Source organism: Streptomyces scabiei 87.22, assembly GCF_000091305.1.
In the GTDB taxonomy this organism is placed as follows: Bacteria; Actinomycetota; Actinomycetes; order Streptomycetales; family Streptomycetaceae; genus Streptomyces; species Streptomyces scabiei.
In genome coordinates this window covers 4375143-4390660 of sequence record NC_013929.1, presented here as the reverse complement: position 1 = coordinate 4390660, position 15518 = coordinate 4375143, and the positions used below count along the sequence as shown (strand labels likewise).

The window sequence follows — 15518 nt, the reverse complement described above, 5'->3', positions numbered from 1 at the left end:
ACCGACGTGGACGGAGAGTCAGTTGACGATGGCGGAACGTGGCCGGTCGCCGCCCTCGGCGCGGTGCCGCTCAGGGCCGGTGATCCCGGTCGGCGGGGTCAGCGGGCGTCGTCCGGGAGGAGGCGGGCGAGGGTGCGGACCGCCCGGTACTGGAGGGTCTTGATCGCACCCTCGTTCTTGCCCATGACGCGGGCGGTCTCGGCGACGGAGAGGCCCTGCAGGAAGCGGAGCGTGACGCACTCCTGCTGCTGGGGGTTGAGGCGGCGTACGGCTTCGAGGAGGGCCGCGTTGGAGAGGGACTCCAGGACGGAGTCCTCGGGGGAGCGCTCGACCTCGTTGGCGTCGAGCATCTCGCCGGTGGTGACCTCCAGCCGGAAACGGCTGGACTTGAAGTGGTCGGCCACCAGGTTGCGGGCGATCGTGACCAGCCAGGCGCCGAAGTCGCGGCCCTGCCAGGTGAACGTGCCGATGCGCCGCAGGGCGCGCAGGAACGTCTCGCTGGTGAGGTCCTCGGCCGTGGCCTTGCCGCCCACGCGGTAGTAGATGTAGCGGTAGACCGTGTCGCTGTACTGGTCGTACAGGCGACCGAAGGCGTCGGCCTCGCCGGACTGGGCGCGTTCGACGAGGTCCATCATGCGGGCGCTGTCGCTGTCCGCGGCGGGACGGCGGGTGGTCGTGGCGGTGGATCCCGAACGACCTCGTCTGCCGACCGTCGCGCTGCCGTCGGCCAGTGCGTAGCACGGGCCGACGGGCGCGGCGGAGGTGGCGAGGGCGGGGACGGCGTACGCGGTGGGGACGAAGCCGCGCAACAGTTGGTTGACCGTCGCGCGCAGCGTAGCCAGGCCCGAGGCGTCAACCCCGACATGTGGGTACACGGGACTCCCAGAGGCAGAGCTTCCATCACGTGCAGTGCGGAACCTTTCACCCGTCGTAGCGACGGAGGGGTACCGGTTTGCGTTTGAGGAGAATAACGCTTCGTGCAGGCACTGCTACACCCAGTTGCTCAAATCATCGATTACGTCGCTTCTGTTACTGATTGGCGGCTGCTCAAGTGCGTGTCCGTGATCGGTTGTTGACCGATCGGGTTCGTGTTCCGTCTGGGTGCGGGGCGTGTTGTGGTCGGGTGCGGACGGCGTGACTGAGGGGGGCCGCGTGGGGGTAGGACCGCTGGAATGCGGGGTCGCGGGGCCGCACGCACGAACGCCGGAGGGGCTGGTTTCCCAGCCCCTCCGGCGTTCGAAAAACGACTGACAGTTCAGTTTCAGCGGCGTCGGCGGTGCAGGGCGATCGCGGCCGCCGTGCCGCCCGCCACCGCGCCCACGCCCGCCGCCGCGGGGAGGCCGACCTTGGCGGCCTTGCGGGCGGTGCGGTAGTCCCGCAGACGCCAGTCCATGTCCCGGGCGTGCTTGCGGAGTTTGCTGTCGGGGTTGATGGCGTACGGGTGACCCACGAGCGACAGCATCGGGATGTCGTTGTGGGAGTCGCTGTACGCGGCGCAGCGGGAGAGGTCGAGGCTCTCCGCGACGGCCAGGGCGCGCACGGCCTCGGCCTTGGCGGGGCCGTGCAGCGGTTCGCCGACGAGCTTGCCGGTGTAGACGCCGTCGACGGACTCGGCGACCGTGCCGAGGGCGCCGGTCAGGCCGAGGCGGCGGGCGATCACCTGGGCGATCTCCACCGGCGCGGCCGTGACGAGCCAGACCTTCTGGCCGGCGTCGAGGTGGGCCTGGGCCAGGGCGCGGGTGCCCGGCCAGATGCGCTCGGCCATGTACTCGTCGTAGATCTCTTCGCCGATGATCGTCAGTTCGGCGACGCGGTGGCCCTGGACGATGGAGAGCGCGGAGTTCTGGGCGTCCTGCATGTGCTCGGGGTCCTCGGACCCCGCCAGCCTGAACCACGCCTGCTGCCAGGCGAATCGGGCGAGGTCGCGGGTCTCGAAGAACTTCCGCTTGTACAGGCCGCGGCCGAAGTGGAAGAGCGAGGCGCCCTGCATGACGGTGTTGTCGAGATCGAAGAAAGCGGCGGCCCTGTCGTCGCCGAGGACCGGGAACACCGGTTCCTGGACGGCGTCGGGTGCGGGGGAGATGTCCTCCAACTCCTGGGAGGACTTGCGCGCTGCCTCCGCAGAGGCCTCGCCTGCCAAAACGCTCCGCGCCGTGGCGGAGCGCCTACGGGGAGTGAGCCATCCGAGAGCGGCCATGTCGTGAGCATAGCCAGTCTGTTCGGTGGTTCCGGAGCCTGGAGGTTCGCGTGCTGTGAACTCTCCGCGGCCGTGTCGTTAAAGCAGTGTCGCGGACGGCGTGTCCCGGTGTGCAACGGGTCGCGACGGACGGGGAAAAGAGCAGGTCGTGCGCTGTGTGGTGAGCGAGAGGCGGGGACATCGGGCGCGGAGCGACAATGGCCGTCATGAGTGCCATGTTCCGGCGGACGCCGAAGAATTCCGGTGAGCGTCTCGTCACACTGATCGGGAAATCCGGGTGTCATCTCTGCGACGACGCCGAGGCGGTGATCGGGAAGGTCTGCGGTGAGCTGGGCGTTCCCTGGGAGAAGAAGGACATCGAGGAGGATGCGGAACTGCACCGGCAGTACTGGGAGCAGATTCCGGTCGTGCTGGTGGACGGTGCCCAGCACACCTTCTGGCGGGTCGATGAGGAGCGCCTTCGCAAAGCCCTCGCATCAAGGTGACGATGATGTGACCTGACCGACCAGTCCAAGTGGTCCCAATAGTCGCTTAGGATCGATGGGCTGGTTGGTCTCGGGGGCGGGATTCGTGAGGAGAGTGTGCGGTTTTGCCCCTGTCGTGCAAGGCGTCCGGTGAGGAACGACGGTGCGTGTGCGCCGGTTCCGTACGCGTGCGTCGCGTGTGCGTGACCCCGGTCACGTTGGCCGGGCAAATCGGACACCATCTTTGTGCACGCGTTCACAAAGACATAGCCTGCTGTCGACGGGGCGGTCTGGGGACGCACGACCGCCCGCAGCCCCGCTCTACCCGCAGGAGCACCGTGGCAACTGGCCGAACTCACCGACCGGCGACCCGTAGCCGAGGGATTCCCGAGGCCACCGTCGCCAGACTTCCGCTGTACCTCCGTGCTCTGACCGCGCTCTCCGAGCGTTCGGTACCCACCGTTTCATCCGAGGAACTCGCGGCCGCGGCGGGGGTCAACTCCGCGAAGCTGCGCAAGGACTTCTCGTACCTCGGTTCCTACGGGACCAGGGGTGTGGGATACGACGTCGAGTACCTCGTCTACCAGATCTCGCGTGAGCTCGGGCTGACCCAGGACTGGCCGGTCGTGATCGTCGGTATCGGTAATCTCGGCGCCGCGCTGGCCAATTACGGCGGGTTCGCCTCCCGTGGTTTCCGGGTGGCCGCGTTGATAGACGCCGACCCGGCGATGGCGGGCAAGCCTGTCGCGGGGATCGCGGTGCAGCACACGGACGAGCTGGAAAAGATCATCGATGACAACGGTGTGTCGATCGGTGTGATCGCCACGCCCGCGGGCGCCGCCCAGCAGGTGTGCGACCGGCTGGTCGCCGCCGGGATCACCTCGATCCTGAACTTCGCGCCCACTGTCCTGTCCGTGCCGGACGGCGTGGACGTCCGCAAGGTGGACCTCTCCATCGAGCTGCAGATCCTGGCGTTCCACGAGCAGCGCAAGGCCGGCGAGGAGGCCGCGGCCGAGGCCGCCGCCGTGGCACCGGCTCCCCAGGAGTCCGGGAAAGGGCCCGACGGGGATGTCCCCGCCGTGATGCCGGCATGAGTCTCCTGGTCGTCGGACTGAGTCACCGCAGCGCTCCGGTGAGCGTGCTGGAGCGGGCTGCGCTGTCCCTGGACGCGCAGATCAAGTTGCTTCAGGACACGGTCGCCGCGGAGCCTGCCGCCGAGGCCGCTCTGCTCGCCACGTGCAACCGCATCGAGCTGTACGCGGACGTGGACAAGTTCCACGCGGGCGTCGCCGAGCTGTCCACGCTGCTCGCCCGCCACAGCGGCGTCGGGCTCGACGAGATCACGCCGTATCTGTACGTGCACTACGAGGACCGGGCCGTCCACCATCTGTTCTCCGTGGCCTGCGGCCTCGACTCGATGGTCGTCGGCGAGGGGCAGATCCTCGGGCAGATCAAGGACTCGCTGGCCCGCGCCCAGGAGCTGCACACCGCCGGGCGGCTGCTCAACGACCTGTTCCAGCAGAGCCTCCGGGTCGGCAAGCGGGCGCACTCCGAGACCGGGATCGACCGGGCCGGGCAGTCGCTGGTGACCTTCGGTCTGGAGCAGTTCACTGCGGGCGCGGACGTCACGAGCTGGGCCCGGGGCAAGCGTGCCGTGGTGATCGGCGCGGGTTCCATGTCCTCGCTGGCCGCCGCGACCCTGGCGCGCGCGGGCGTGGGCGAGATCGTGATCGCCAACCGGACGTACGACCGGGCCGAACGGCTCGCCCGGATCCTCACCGAGCAGGGCGAAACGGACGTGCTGGCCCGCGCGGTACCGATGGAGTCGGTGCCGGGCGAGCTGACACGTGCTGACATCGCGGTCTCCTGTACGGGGGCCACGGGCCTGGTCCTGACCGCCGGTATGGTCGCGGCGGCCGTCGAGGGCCGGGTGCCCGAAGGCGCTCCCTCGCGACCGGCGGCCCGCCCGGAGATCCGTACCGGCATACGGGCCGTCCTGCCGCCGACCTCCGTCGGCAGTGACGACGACTGCCCGCTCGACCTGCCGGCCGTCCAGGGCGGCGGCTTCTCCGTGCACGGGGAGGACGCGGTCGCCGGGATGGACGCGGCCACCCTGGAGCAGCACGCGGCCTGGGTGGACAACGCGACCGTGGACCGGCGCGCGAGCCGCCGCACGCCGGAGCGCGAGGCCCCGCGTACGCCCGCCGCCGACGCCGAGCTGATCACCGCGCTCGTCGCGGCCGTCGCCGTCAGCGGACGGATCACCGAGCTGCGCCGTCCCGAGGCGGTCGTCGAGGTGCCCCGGCCCGCGCCCGTGCTGGCGCTGCTGGACCTGGCGATGCCCCGCGACATCGACGCGGCCGCGCACCGGCTCGCCGGGGTACGGCTGGTCGACATCGAGTCCCTCGCCGAGGTCTCCGCCGACGCGCCGATGGCCGCCGACGTCGACCTGGTGCGGAGGATCGTTTCGGACGAGGTGGCCGCCTTCGGCGCCGCTCAGCGTGCCGCGCACATCACACCCACCGTCGTGGCGCTGCGTGCCATGGCCGCCGATGTCGTCGCGAGCGAGATCGCCCGCCTGGAGGGCCGGCTTCCCGGCCTCGACGACAAGCACCGGGGCGAGATCACCCAGACCGTGCGGCGCGTGGTGGACAAGCTGCTGCACGCGCCGACCGTACGGGTCAAGCAGCTCGCGGCCGAACCCGGCGGCGCCGGGTACGCGGACGCGCTGCGGACCCTGTTCGACCTGGACCAGGAGACGGTCGCCGCCGTGTCCCGGGCCGTGGACAGCGACCAGCGCACAGCCGGCGGCCAGTTCGTCGGAGCGAACGCCGAGAACCGAGGGCGATCATGAGTGAGCCGCACAACAGGGCCCTGAGGCTCGGGACCAGGCGAAGTACCCTCGCCATGTCCCAGTCCAGGCAGGTGGCGGACGCGGTCCGCCGGCTGACCGGGCGGCCCGTCGAACTCGTGGAGATCACGACGTACGGCGACGTCTCCCGCGAGCAGCTCGCGCAGATCGGCGGCACGGGTGTGTTCGTCGCCGCGCTGCGCGAGGCGCTGCTGCGCGGCGAGGTCGACTTCGCCGTGCACTCCCTCAAGGACCTGCCGACCACCTACCCGGACGAGCTGACGCTGGCCGCCGTGCCGGTGCGCGCGGACGCGCGGGACGTCCTGGTCGCCCGGGACGGACTGACGTTCGAGCAGCTCCCCGCGGGCGCCCGGGTCGGTACCGGTTCGTCGCGCCGGATGGCCCAGCTGAACGCCTACGCGCGCGGTCACGGGCTCACGATCGAGACGGTGCCGATCCGCGGGAACGTCGACACGCGCATCGGATACGTACGGAAGGGCGAGCTGGACGCCGTCGTCCTGGCCGCCGCCGGACTGAGCCGGATCGGACGGATCGACGAGGTGACCGACTTCCTCTCGGTCGACACTGTTTTGCCCGCCCCCGGCCAGGGGGCACTGGCGATCGAATGCGCCGCAGCCGATGCGGAGCTGATCGCCGCGCTCGCCGGACTCGACGACCCGGACACCCGGGCCGCCGTGACCGCCGAGCGGTCCCTGCTCGCCGCCCTGGAGGCCGGTTGCAGCGCACCTGTGGGTGCGTTCGCCGACCTTCTGGCCGACGGGCAGACTGTCAAGGAGATGCGCCTGCGCGGCGTCGTCGGCACCACCGACGGCTCGACGCTGGTGCAGCTGTCCACCACCGGTCCCGTGCCCGAGACGTACGACCAAGCAATGGCGCTCGGCCGTGAACTCGCCGCCGAGATGCTCGCTAAGGGCGCGGCCGGTCTGATGGGGGAGCGAGCACATTGAGCCCCACCACCCTTCCCGCCGGTCCGGACCACGGTCACGTCACCTTCCTCGGTGCCGGACCCGGGGATCCGGGACTGCTGACACTGCGCGCCGTCGAGGCCCTGGCGAACGCGGACGTTCTCATCGCCGAGCACGATGTGCTCGACGTGGTGCGTACGCACGCCCGCGCCGGCGTCGCCCTACTGGACACCGACTCGAGCCCGCCGTCGGCTCTTGCTGCGGCGTCCTCGGCCTCTTCCGCGGCTACTTCAGCGGATACGTTTGCGGGCACAGGCACGCCTCAGCTGACGGTTGTTGACGGCGCGTCAACAACCGTTGGTGCACCCGCTGTGCGGGATGCGGCACATCTTGTCATGGAGGCCGCGAGGGGCGGCAGGCGGGTCGTGCGTGCGGTGTCCGGGGACCCCGGACTCGACACGTACGCCACCGAGGAGATGCTGGCGTGCGCCGCCGCCGGCGTGCCGTTCGAGGTGGTGCCCGGTGTGGCCGCCGCCGTGGGCGTGCCCGCGTACGCCGGTGTGCCGCTGCGGGACGCGCAGGGCGCGGACGTGCGGTTCGTCGACGCGCGCACGGCCTCCGACCGGTGCTGGGCGGAGGTCGGGGCGTCGGACGGGACCGTGGTCGTCTCGGCGACGCTGGAGACCGTGGCCGCGGCCGCCGGTGAGCTGGTCGCGGCGGGCCGCAAGCCCGATACGCCGATGACCGTGACGGTCGCCGGTACGACGACCCGGCAGCGCACCTGGACCGCGACGCTCGGCACGATCGCGCAGACGCTGAAGCAGGCCAAGGTGCTGCCCTCGCCCGAGGGCGGCCGGCCGGTGATAGTGGTGGTCGGCGAGCGCTCCTCGGCGGCCCAGCGCGACCAGCTGTCGTGGTTCGAGAACAAGCCGCTCTTCGGGTGGCGGGTCCTCGTCCCGCGCACGAAGGAGCAGGCCGCCTCGCTCTCCGACCAGCTGCGCTCGTACGGGGCCGTGCCGCACGAGGTGCCGACGATCGCGGTCGAGCCGCCGCGCACGCCGCAGCAGATGGAGCGGGCCGTGAAGGGGCTCGTGACGGGGCGCTACGAGTGGATCGCTTTCACCTCGGTGAACGCGGTCAAGGCGGTGCGGGAGAAGTTCGAGGAGTACGGGCTCGACGCGCGTGCCTTCGCCGGGATCAAGGTCGCGGCGGTGGGTGAGCAGACGGCCAACGCGCTCATCGCGTTCGGTGTGAAGCCGGATCTGGTGCCGAGCGGTGAGCAGTCGGCCGCCGGGCTGCTGGAGGACTGGCCGCCGTACGACCCGGTCTTCGACCCGATCGACCGGGTGTTCCTGCCGCGGGCCGACATCGCCACGGAGACGCTGGTCGCCGGGCTGATCGAGCTGGGCTGGGAGGTCGACGACGTCACCGCGTACCGGACCGTGCGGGCCTCGCCGCCGCCGGCCGAGACGCGGGAGGCGATCAAGGGCGGTGGTTTCGACGCCGTGCTGTTCACCTCGTCGTCCACGGTGCGGAACCTGGTCGGCATCGCCGGCAAGCCGCACAACGTGACGGTGATCGCCTGTATCGGCCCCGCCACGGCCAAGACGGCCGAGGAGCACGGGCTGCGGGTGGACGTGATGGCTCCCGAGCCGTCCGTCCACAAGCTGGCGGAGGCGCTGGCGGACTTCGGCGTACGCCGGCGGGCCGCGGCGGTCGAGGCGGGCGACCCCGTCACCCGGCCGAGCGAGCGGCGGCCGGGAGCGCGGCGGCGTAGATCCACGACCTGAGCCGAGGCGTGAGAAACGGGGCGGTGGCTGCTTGCGGCTGCCGCCCCGTTGCTTTGGCGGACGCGGTGCTTCGCTCTCGTGGGCGAAGCGACACATGCCCGACCGGGTCTGCTCAGGTGGGGAACTCGCCCAACCAGTCGCGCTGGAGAAGGTGCTTGGGCAGATAGCCGGACTCGATGCCGACGGTGAATCCGCCGTCGTACGCGAGGCAGGCGACGGCGAGAGGGCCGAGTGCGACGGCTCCGTCGATGTCCGTCTCCCGGCTCTCGTCGCGCGTCCAGTACAGCCTGTGCAGCTTCAGCGCTTCCTCCAGGGCAGGACCGAAACCCGTCTCGTTTCTGCGCACGAAGTTGTAGAAGAGATTGATCGGTGGATAGAGGACGCCCTGGAGGAGGTCTCGTGGTGCGATTCGCGCAACCGCGGGGTCCGAGGACTGGAAGGTGACGGTCAGCTTCTCCACCAGGCCCGGACGCCGCAGCCAGTAGGTCTGCAGGGTGTCGACCCAGTGGTAGACGTACTCGTCGTACTGCCCCTCCGGCGCACGCAACCGCTCCACGGGAATCTCACACAGCTGCGTCATACGCTGCTGGTCACGGCAGATGACAGCCAGCCAGAAGGCGGTGAGCCAGTTCCCGGCATCGGCGGCGGACAGCCGGCCGCTCGCGGCAAGGCGACGCGTCTTGTGGTTGATGCGGCACTCGACGTGCCCCTCACTCGCCTCCGACACCGCGAAGAGCGCCGAACCCAACTGCATCGCGGTGACTGCGGCTTCCCAGGTCTCCACGGCCGATGCTTCGGGGTCGGCGACACAGCGTGCCTGCAGTGCCATGACGGCACTGGAGAACGCGAAGTCGATCATCTCTGTCGACTCTTCGAGTTCGTCGACGTCCCGGGCGACGGTTTCGCCGAGGCGCTCCACAAAGCGCTCGGTGTCGGGGATCACCACGCCATGCCTGGCGACAGTCACGGTCACGGAAGAGTCCCCCTGCTGATGTCGAACCGTCGGTACTGGTAGCCAGTGTACGTGCCCGAGTTCCTCTCCCCCTTGACGACCACATATTCCAGCTTGCCGTCTCTGAGTGCCGCCCTGAGGTCGTCCACGAGTTTCAGCTCTCCTCGCTTTCTCATTTCCCGGAGAATGTCGAAGAAATACTCTCTGCTCCCTTGGGAGACCTTCTTTCCGTTCGACAGGGATCGACCGCCGAGTTCCGTGCCCGTGCTGCTCTTCGCCTCGACGACGACTATTCGGCCGTCATCGTGCTTCCATACCTGGTCGAACTGGTCGTTCCCGTTCTTCGGGCCGAGCAGGGGCTGTTTCTCGAAGTCCGGGTAGCGCTCGGCGATGTAGTGGTGCTCCGCCGCATGCTCGCCGAACGCCTCGGTTGCCTTCCCCATGGCCGTGTGGGACTCCTTGTAAGCCCCTCGCGCCTCTCCCCACTCCGCGGCGGAGTCGGCCGTGCCATGGATTTCATGGGCCTTTCCGGTCTCCGCCCTCCACTCCTTGACGACGTTGTCCCACTGGACGGCGAAATGGCGTTGCCGTGCCGCCCCGTCGAGTACCCCGAGCCTGGCCTGGCTTGTGACGGTGTCCGCGCCCACGCTCATGTATTCGTCATCGAGGAAATGCGGTTCAGGTGCCGCAGGAGTGTCCTTGGCCTGAATCCATGGAGAGTCCTCCGAGAGTCGAGCGAGCTGGGGCGGCGTGAAACCGCTCTCGTCCTGGAGTTTCAGGTTCTTCCGCCAGCCATTGTCCTTGTAGTACCGCTCCATGTATCCCGGCTCGTGGTTGGCGCGGTAGACCTGAATCTCTTCGATCTGCTCCAGGGACAGGGAGCCCCGGGGCCCATAGGGATTGGCTCCGTCGCGCATGAAGGCAGGTCGCGGAGTCTGCGCTGTCGGACCAGGATCGTCACCGTCGGATCGCGGACCGCCGTTCGATCCGTCGCCTGCCGCGTCGTCACCGGGGCGCCCGATGTCATCCGAACCACCGCCACCCCGGCCCCCTGGTGCATCGCCACCACGGCCGCCGGTGTCCCCGGGCCCGTCGCTCCCTCGGCCGCCCGTGGCCACCGTGTCGCTTCCTCGACCCCCCACCGCCGCGGAGTCCCCGCCCCGCGCACCGGCCCCCAGCGCGACCGGCTCCCGCGCACCGGTGCCATTCGCCGACTGCTCCTGCCGTCCGGCGCTCTCCCCGGCCCGCTGTTCGGCCGTCGGCTCGTGGCGGAGGTTTTCCAGGGACTCGCGGATCGTGCCGTCGGCGTTGTGCATGAGGAGGGTTTTGGTGTCGAGGTAGACGACCTGGCCCTCGGGGGTGGTCATGCGGACGGAGTTGTCGGGGGTGAGGCCGGCCGGGAGGTCGTCGGCGATGTTGGGTGTGTCGGCTATCCGGTACGTGCCTTCGCCGAGCCGGATGTGGGTGCCGTCGGTGATGCCGCGCAGGCTCGCCATGACGTCGCCGATCTTCACCGCCGTACCGCCGATGCCCTTGGCGATGTAGGTCATCGGGTCGACGATCCGGCCTGCCTTGCCGGCGAAGGAGATGGCCCTGGCCACGGCTCCCGCCTTGCCGGTGGCCGCGGCCGCGCCTCCCGCGCCGCCCGTGAAGACGGTCGTCAGGACGTTGAACGTCACCGCTCCGGCCGCCCGCGAGGGGTTCTTGCCCCACTCGTCGTAGGCGATCAGTGCCTTGCCGGTCTCCACCACCGCCGTGCGGGAGTCCCGTAGCCAGGAGGGGAGTTTGTCGGCCGGAGTGAGCCAGTACGCGGCACCGAGCGGTGTTCCGGTGATCAGGATGCCGGTGGCGAGTTTGCCGAGGCCGACCCAGGCCTGGCCCGCGGCGTCCCAGCCGTTGACGCCGACCAGGGTGCCCAGGCCCTTGATCGTGCCCCAGACGCCGTCGACGACGAAGCCGACGGTGAAGTCCCAGGCGTGTTCGTGGATGTAGTACCAGGGGTTGGACTCCTCGACCGGGTCGCCCCAGGGCAGACCGCCGGCGTTGTCCAGGTCCTCGGCGCGGTAGCCGTAGGTGTTCTTCTTGTCCGTGCCGTCGCCGACGGCGAGCGGCTCCCCGCCGACCAGCGCGACGATCTTGTTGTGGCAGGCGCGTTCGGCGGCCTGGAAGGCGGTCCAGGCGGCGTTCACCGCGTTGCGGCGGGCGGTGTTCTCGTCGATGAGGTCGCCGTCGGCGACCCAGTCCTCGTCGTCGGCGACGCGCCGTTCGAACGCCGCCGCCTCCGCGCGCAGCGCGTCGAGGCGGGCCACCAGGGGCCGCACCTCGGCCGCGTAGTCCAGCAGCGCCTTCGACACCGTGCTCAGCTCGGTCTGCAGGTCGTGGCCGGCCGCGGCGACCGGCGCGGTCGTCGCGAACAACTGGTCGGCCTCGGGAGCCTTGTAGAACGGCTGCAGGAGATGGAAGTTGGCGTCGATCAGCAGTCCCGCCGCGCCGACCGCCATCCCGTCGAACGCGATGTCCCCGGCGTCCGTCTCCAACTGCTCCAGATTCCCGGTGAACTCCGGTATCTCGGCCGAGACAACGGGCCTGTCCTCGCTCACGTCTACCCCCGTGGACGCCCTCGCAGATCGCTTGTTCGATCATTTGTACCAAAGTTGCGATCGCGATCCCACGCGGTTCTGGCCAAGGCTCAGCTCCGCCGGGATGCCCGCCTCCCGGAGGGGACCTGCTGCCGACGAGGTGTTGGCAAAGGGGCGGGCGGCGCGGGCGTAGCGTAGGTGTATGTCGAAGTACGGATCGTTTCCCGGTACGCGGCCCCGCCGGCTTCGTACGACGCCCGTGATGCGGCGCATGGTGGCCGAGACACGGCTGCATCCCGCGGACTTCATCCTGCCCGCGTTCGTGCGGGAGGGCGTGAGCGCGCCGGTGCCGATCTCGGCGATGCCCGGGGTCGTGCAGCACACGCGGGACAGTCTGAGGAAGGCCGCCGTGGAGGCCGTCGAGGCCGGGGTCTCCGGGATCATGCTGTTCGGGGTGCCGGAGGACGACAAGAAGGACGCGCTCGGCACGCCGGGCACCGATCCCGACGGGATCCTGCAGGTCGCCATCCGTGACGTGCGGGCCGAGGTCGGGGACGAGCTGCTCGTCATGTCCGACCTCTGTCTCGACGAGACCACCGACCACGGGCACTGCGGGGTGCTGGACGCGGAAGGGCGCGTCGACAACGACGCGACCCTGGAGCGGTACGCCGAGATGGCCCAGGTGCAGGCCGACGCGGGTGCGCACGTGGTCGGGCCCAGCGGGATGATGGACGGCCAGATCGGGGTCGTCCGGGACGCGCTCGACCAGATCGGGCGCGAGGACGTCGCCGTGCTCGCCTACACCGCCAAGTACGCCTCGGCCTTCTACGGACCCTTCCGGGAGGCGGTCGCCTCCTCGCTGAAGGGGGACCGCAAGACCTACCAGCAGGATCCGGCGAACACGCGGGAGTCGCTGCGGGAGCTGGCCCTCGACCTGGAGGAGGGCGCGGACATGGTGATGGTCAAGCCGGCCGGCCCCTACCTCGACATCCTCGCGCGGGTCGCGGACGCCGTGGACGTGCCGGTCGCCGCGTACCAGATCTCCGGTGAGTACTCGATGGTCGAGGCCGCCGCCGAGAAGGGGTGGATCGACCGGGAGCGGGCGATCCTGGAGACGCTGACCGGGATCAAGCGGGCCGGGGCGCGGAACATCCTCACGTACTGGGCCGTCGAGGCGGCCCGGATGCTGCGCTGAGCATCCGACACCGCCTCGCCTCGCCTGCCTCGCCTCGACTTGCCTCCGGCCCGGTAGGTGCGGTCCGGTCCGCGTTCAGTACTGGAGGGCGTCCGCCGCCGTCGACTGCCAGTAGGTGACGGCCACGGAGTTGTCGACGTGGACGCCCTTGGCCGGGAGGGCGGGGGAGGCGGGGGAGCCGGCGTCGCTCCCGGGCTTGCGGCCCTGGAAGTGGACGACGACCTTCTTCTCCGTCGCGCCGGGGCCGCCGCTGCCGTCGCCGGAGGAGAGGAGGACGCCTCCGTAGCCGGACTCGCCGGGGGCCAGCGTCACGACGGCCTGCGGCTGGGACTCCTCCATCACCCGCGGGGCGGACTGGGCCTCACCGAAGCGCACCGTGGGGTAGTAGTAGAGGTCGCAGTACTTCGAGCCGGTGTTCTTGACGGTGATCAGCAGGTGGTTGATCGGGCGGGTCACCGGCTTCGCGGTCACCGTGGTGTTGGCGCCGTTGCAGGTGACGCGGTTGGCGGGGTCCGAGGGGTCGGTGGAGGTGGCGCTGCCGCCCCGGGTGCCGGTGCCCGTGCTCTTGCCCGTCCTGGCGGACGCCTGGTCGGTCGTGGAGCCGCCGGTGGTCGTGTCCGAGCCGCCCGTCGTCGTACCACCCGTGGCCGTCGTACCGCCCGTGGTCGCCTCCGAGCCGCCCGTGGTCCGTGAGGCCGAGGTGTCGCCGTTCACCGGGCCCTCCACCCTCGTGCCCATGCCGTTGTCGCACGCCGTCAGGGCGAGGGCGGCCAGGGCCACGCCGGTCGCCGCGAGCAGACGGGCGGGGCGGGCGGAGCGGGTGGGGCGGGTGGAACGGAACGTGCGCATGACTGATCCCTTTCGGACAAAGCCGGTTGAGCAGGCTGAGAACAGGTGGTCGAAGCCGTGCCGCTCGACCGGTGTGCCGGGAGCGGCGTGCTTGGATGACCAACAGCTTGTGGGGTGATGCGTCCCGGCCGCCACGGCCGGCGGACGATACGGGACGCTGGAATGCCCGAACCCACTCTGAACTGGGGGAACGTTCCTTCGCTGGAACGCGGAACGGGACGTGCGGGCATGAGGAAGACGGAGGAGAACGTGTCGGGGAGCGGTACCGCGAACGGTCCGGGGGCCGATTTCGCCGAGCTGCTGCGGGAGTTGAAGGAGCGCTCCGGGCTGAGTTACGGAGTGCTCGCCAAGCGGCTCCACATGAGTACGTCGACGCTCCACCGGTACTGCAACGGGGATGCCGTACCGACGGACTACGCCCCCGTCGAGCGGCTGGCCCGTCTCTGCAGGGCGGCCCCGGACGAGCTGGTCGATCTGCACCGGAGGTGGGTGCTCGCGGACGCGACGCGGCGGCGCAGGGGGAGCGACTCCGGCGGCACGGCGACGGCACCGCACGCGGCGGCCCCTGAGGGGGACGGGGTCCCGGAGGAGGACGCGGTCCCGGAGGAGGGCGCGGTCCCGGAGGGGGACGACCGCCCCGTGGAGACGCTGGTCGGCGGCGCCGGTTCCGTGAGAGCGGCGGGCGTGCGCCTGCCGGCTCGGCGGCGTACGCGGGTCGCGCTCGTCGCCGGTCTGGCCGTGACCGCCGTGCTCGGAGCGGTCACGCTCGCCGTGAGTCTGCCGTCCGACGCGGAGGGGGAGAGGACGGGAGCACGACGGGCCGGGGACGTGACCGTCGGCGTCCGGGAGTCCCCGGGGGAGGCGGCGGGCGGCCCGGGCCGGTCGGCGCCGGCCGTCACCCTGCCCTCCGGCTCCGAGAGCGGGGCGGGCGACAAGGACGTGAAGGGCGCGAAGGAGGGGAAGGGCACCGGCGAGGCCGGTACGTCCTCGGCCGGTGGTACGCCCTCCGGCTCCGGTGCGAAGGGCGCGGACGCCTCCCGTTCCGTGCCGCTGTCCGTGAAGGTGGAGCCGTACACCTGGGAGAGCCCCTGCTCCCAGCGGTATCTGACCGCCCGTCCGCCGGCCGAGGTGGCGCCGCCGCCTCTGGAGCAGGACGCGAGGGCCTGGGTGTCGTCGGCGGGCGCCGTGTCCTCGGGGGAGCAGTTCCTGACCCTGACCGTGCAGGGCTCCGGCAAGGAGACCGTGGTCGTACGGAGCCTCACGGTCCGTACGGTCGACAAGCGGTCGCCCCTCGCCTGGAACGACTACGCGATGGGCTACCCCGGGGTCGGCTGCGGGGCCGGTGTCCCCACCCGGTCCTTCACGATCGCCCTCGACGGGGCGCGCCCCGACGTGAAGCCCAAGTCGGGCACCGGGAACTTCCCGTACTCCGTCAGCGAGTCCGACCCGGAGACCTACTACATCACCGCCGACGCCTCGGCGTACTACGTCAGTTGGTACCTGGAGCTGAAGTGGAGCAGCGGCTCCCGCAGCGGCACGCTGATCGTCGACGACGACGGCGAGCCGTTCCGCACGAGCGGGAACAACGGCCGCCCGGCGTACGAGTACCCGCTCGGCGGACCGAAGTGGGTCGAGGAGGGGACGACGCTGGGCGAGGAGGCGGGGAGCTAGTGCCGCGGGCCCAGGCGGCCCCAAGGCGGCGGTGGGTGGGCTTC

General features: G+C 70.6%; 12 protein-coding genes. 7 read left to right on the top strand and 5 right to left on the bottom strand.

Annotated features, from left to right (window positions below; genetic code table 11):
• Positions 1-98: 98 nt before the first annotated feature.
• Both SCAB_RS18580 and SCAB_RS18575 read right to left on the bottom strand, forming a co-directional pair.
• Positions 99-875, bottom strand: coding sequence for an ECF subfamily RNA polymerase sigma factor, BldN family (locus tag SCAB_RS18580; protein ID WP_013001616.1), 777 nt, complete (start codon positions 873-875; stop codon positions 99-101).
• A gap of 386 nt (positions 876-1261) precedes the next feature.
• Positions 1262-2197: an HAD family hydrolase gene (locus SCAB_RS18575; RefSeq protein ID WP_078580134.1), complete on the bottom strand. Its 936-nt coding sequence runs from the start codon at positions 2195-2197 to the stop codon at positions 1262-1264.
• Between the two features lie 197 nt (positions 2198-2394).
• Between SCAB_RS18575 and SCAB_RS18570 the strand changes: the two genes are divergently transcribed.
• The 5 genes from SCAB_RS18570 to SCAB_RS18550 all read left to right on the top strand — a co-directional run bounded on the left by SCAB_RS18570 (position 2395) and on the right by SCAB_RS18550 (position 8228).
• On the top strand, positions 2395-2682 hold the full coding sequence (locus tag SCAB_RS18570) for a glutaredoxin family protein (protein ID WP_013001614.1): 288 nt from the start codon (positions 2395-2397) through the stop codon (positions 2680-2682).
• A 317-nt stretch (positions 2683-2999) separates the two neighbouring features.
• The gene (locus tag SCAB_RS18565) at positions 3000-3755 is read left to right on the top strand and encodes a redox-sensing transcriptional repressor Rex (protein ID WP_013001613.1); all 756 of its coding nucleotides are present in this window, start codon (positions 3000-3002) and stop codon (positions 3753-3755) included.
• Positions 3752-5515, top strand: coding sequence for a glutamyl-tRNA reductase (locus tag SCAB_RS18560; protein WP_013001612.1), 1764 nt, complete (start codon positions 3752-3754; stop codon positions 5513-5515). The genes SCAB_RS18565 and SCAB_RS18560 overlap by 4 nt, the downstream gene beginning before the upstream one ends.
• Positions 5512-6480 (top strand): hydroxymethylbilane synthase, encoded by a 969-nt coding sequence (hemC, locus tag SCAB_RS18555; protein WP_013001611.1) that lies wholly within the window; start codon positions 5512-5514, stop codon positions 6478-6480. The genes SCAB_RS18560 and hemC overlap by 4 nt, the downstream gene beginning before the upstream one ends.
• Complete coding sequence (locus SCAB_RS18550) at positions 6477-8228, top strand: bifunctional uroporphyrinogen-III C-methyltransferase/uroporphyrinogen-III synthase (protein WP_013001610.1); 1752 nt, start codon at positions 6477-6479, stop codon at positions 8226-8228. Before hemC ends, SCAB_RS18550 begins: the two co-directional genes overlap by 4 nt.
• Before the next feature lie 112 nt (positions 8229-8340).
• Here SCAB_RS18550 and SCAB_RS18545 read toward each other — a convergent pair whose 3' ends face one another.
• Both SCAB_RS18545 and SCAB_RS18540 read right to left on the bottom strand, forming a co-directional pair.
• Complete coding sequence (locus SCAB_RS18545; RefSeq protein ID WP_013001609.1) at positions 8341-9201, bottom strand: immunity 49 family protein; 861 nt, start codon at positions 9199-9201, stop codon at positions 8341-8343.
• A complete protein-coding gene (locus SCAB_RS18540; RefSeq protein ID WP_013001608.1) occupies positions 9198-11780 on the bottom strand; it encodes a hypothetical protein in 2583 nt (860 codons plus the stop codon). The genes SCAB_RS18545 and SCAB_RS18540 overlap by 4 nt, the downstream gene beginning before the upstream one ends.
• A 181-nt stretch (positions 11781-11961) precedes the next feature.
• Here SCAB_RS18540 and hemB point away from each other — a divergent pair, with 181 nt between their 5' ends.
• Positions 11962-12954 carry a porphobilinogen synthase gene (gene hemB / locus SCAB_RS18535; RefSeq protein ID WP_037722997.1) on the top strand — a complete coding sequence of 331 codons (993 nt, stop codon included), beginning with the start codon at positions 11962-11964 and terminating at the stop codon, positions 12952-12954.
• A gap of 75 nt (positions 12955-13029) precedes the next feature.
• On the opposite strand, the gene SCAB_RS18530 is transcribed toward hemB, so the two are convergent.
• Complete coding sequence (locus SCAB_RS18530) at positions 13030-13803, bottom strand: DUF4232 domain-containing protein (protein ID WP_013001606.1); 774 nt, start codon at positions 13801-13803, stop codon at positions 13030-13032.
• Between the two features lie 228 nt (positions 13804-14031).
• Between SCAB_RS18530 and SCAB_RS18525 the strand changes: the two genes are divergently transcribed.
• Positions 14032-15474 (top strand): helix-turn-helix domain-containing protein, encoded by a 1443-nt coding sequence (locus tag SCAB_RS18525; protein WP_106437269.1) that lies wholly within the window; start codon positions 14032-14034, stop codon positions 15472-15474.
• The last annotated feature ends 44 nt before the right edge of the window (positions 15475-15518 follow it).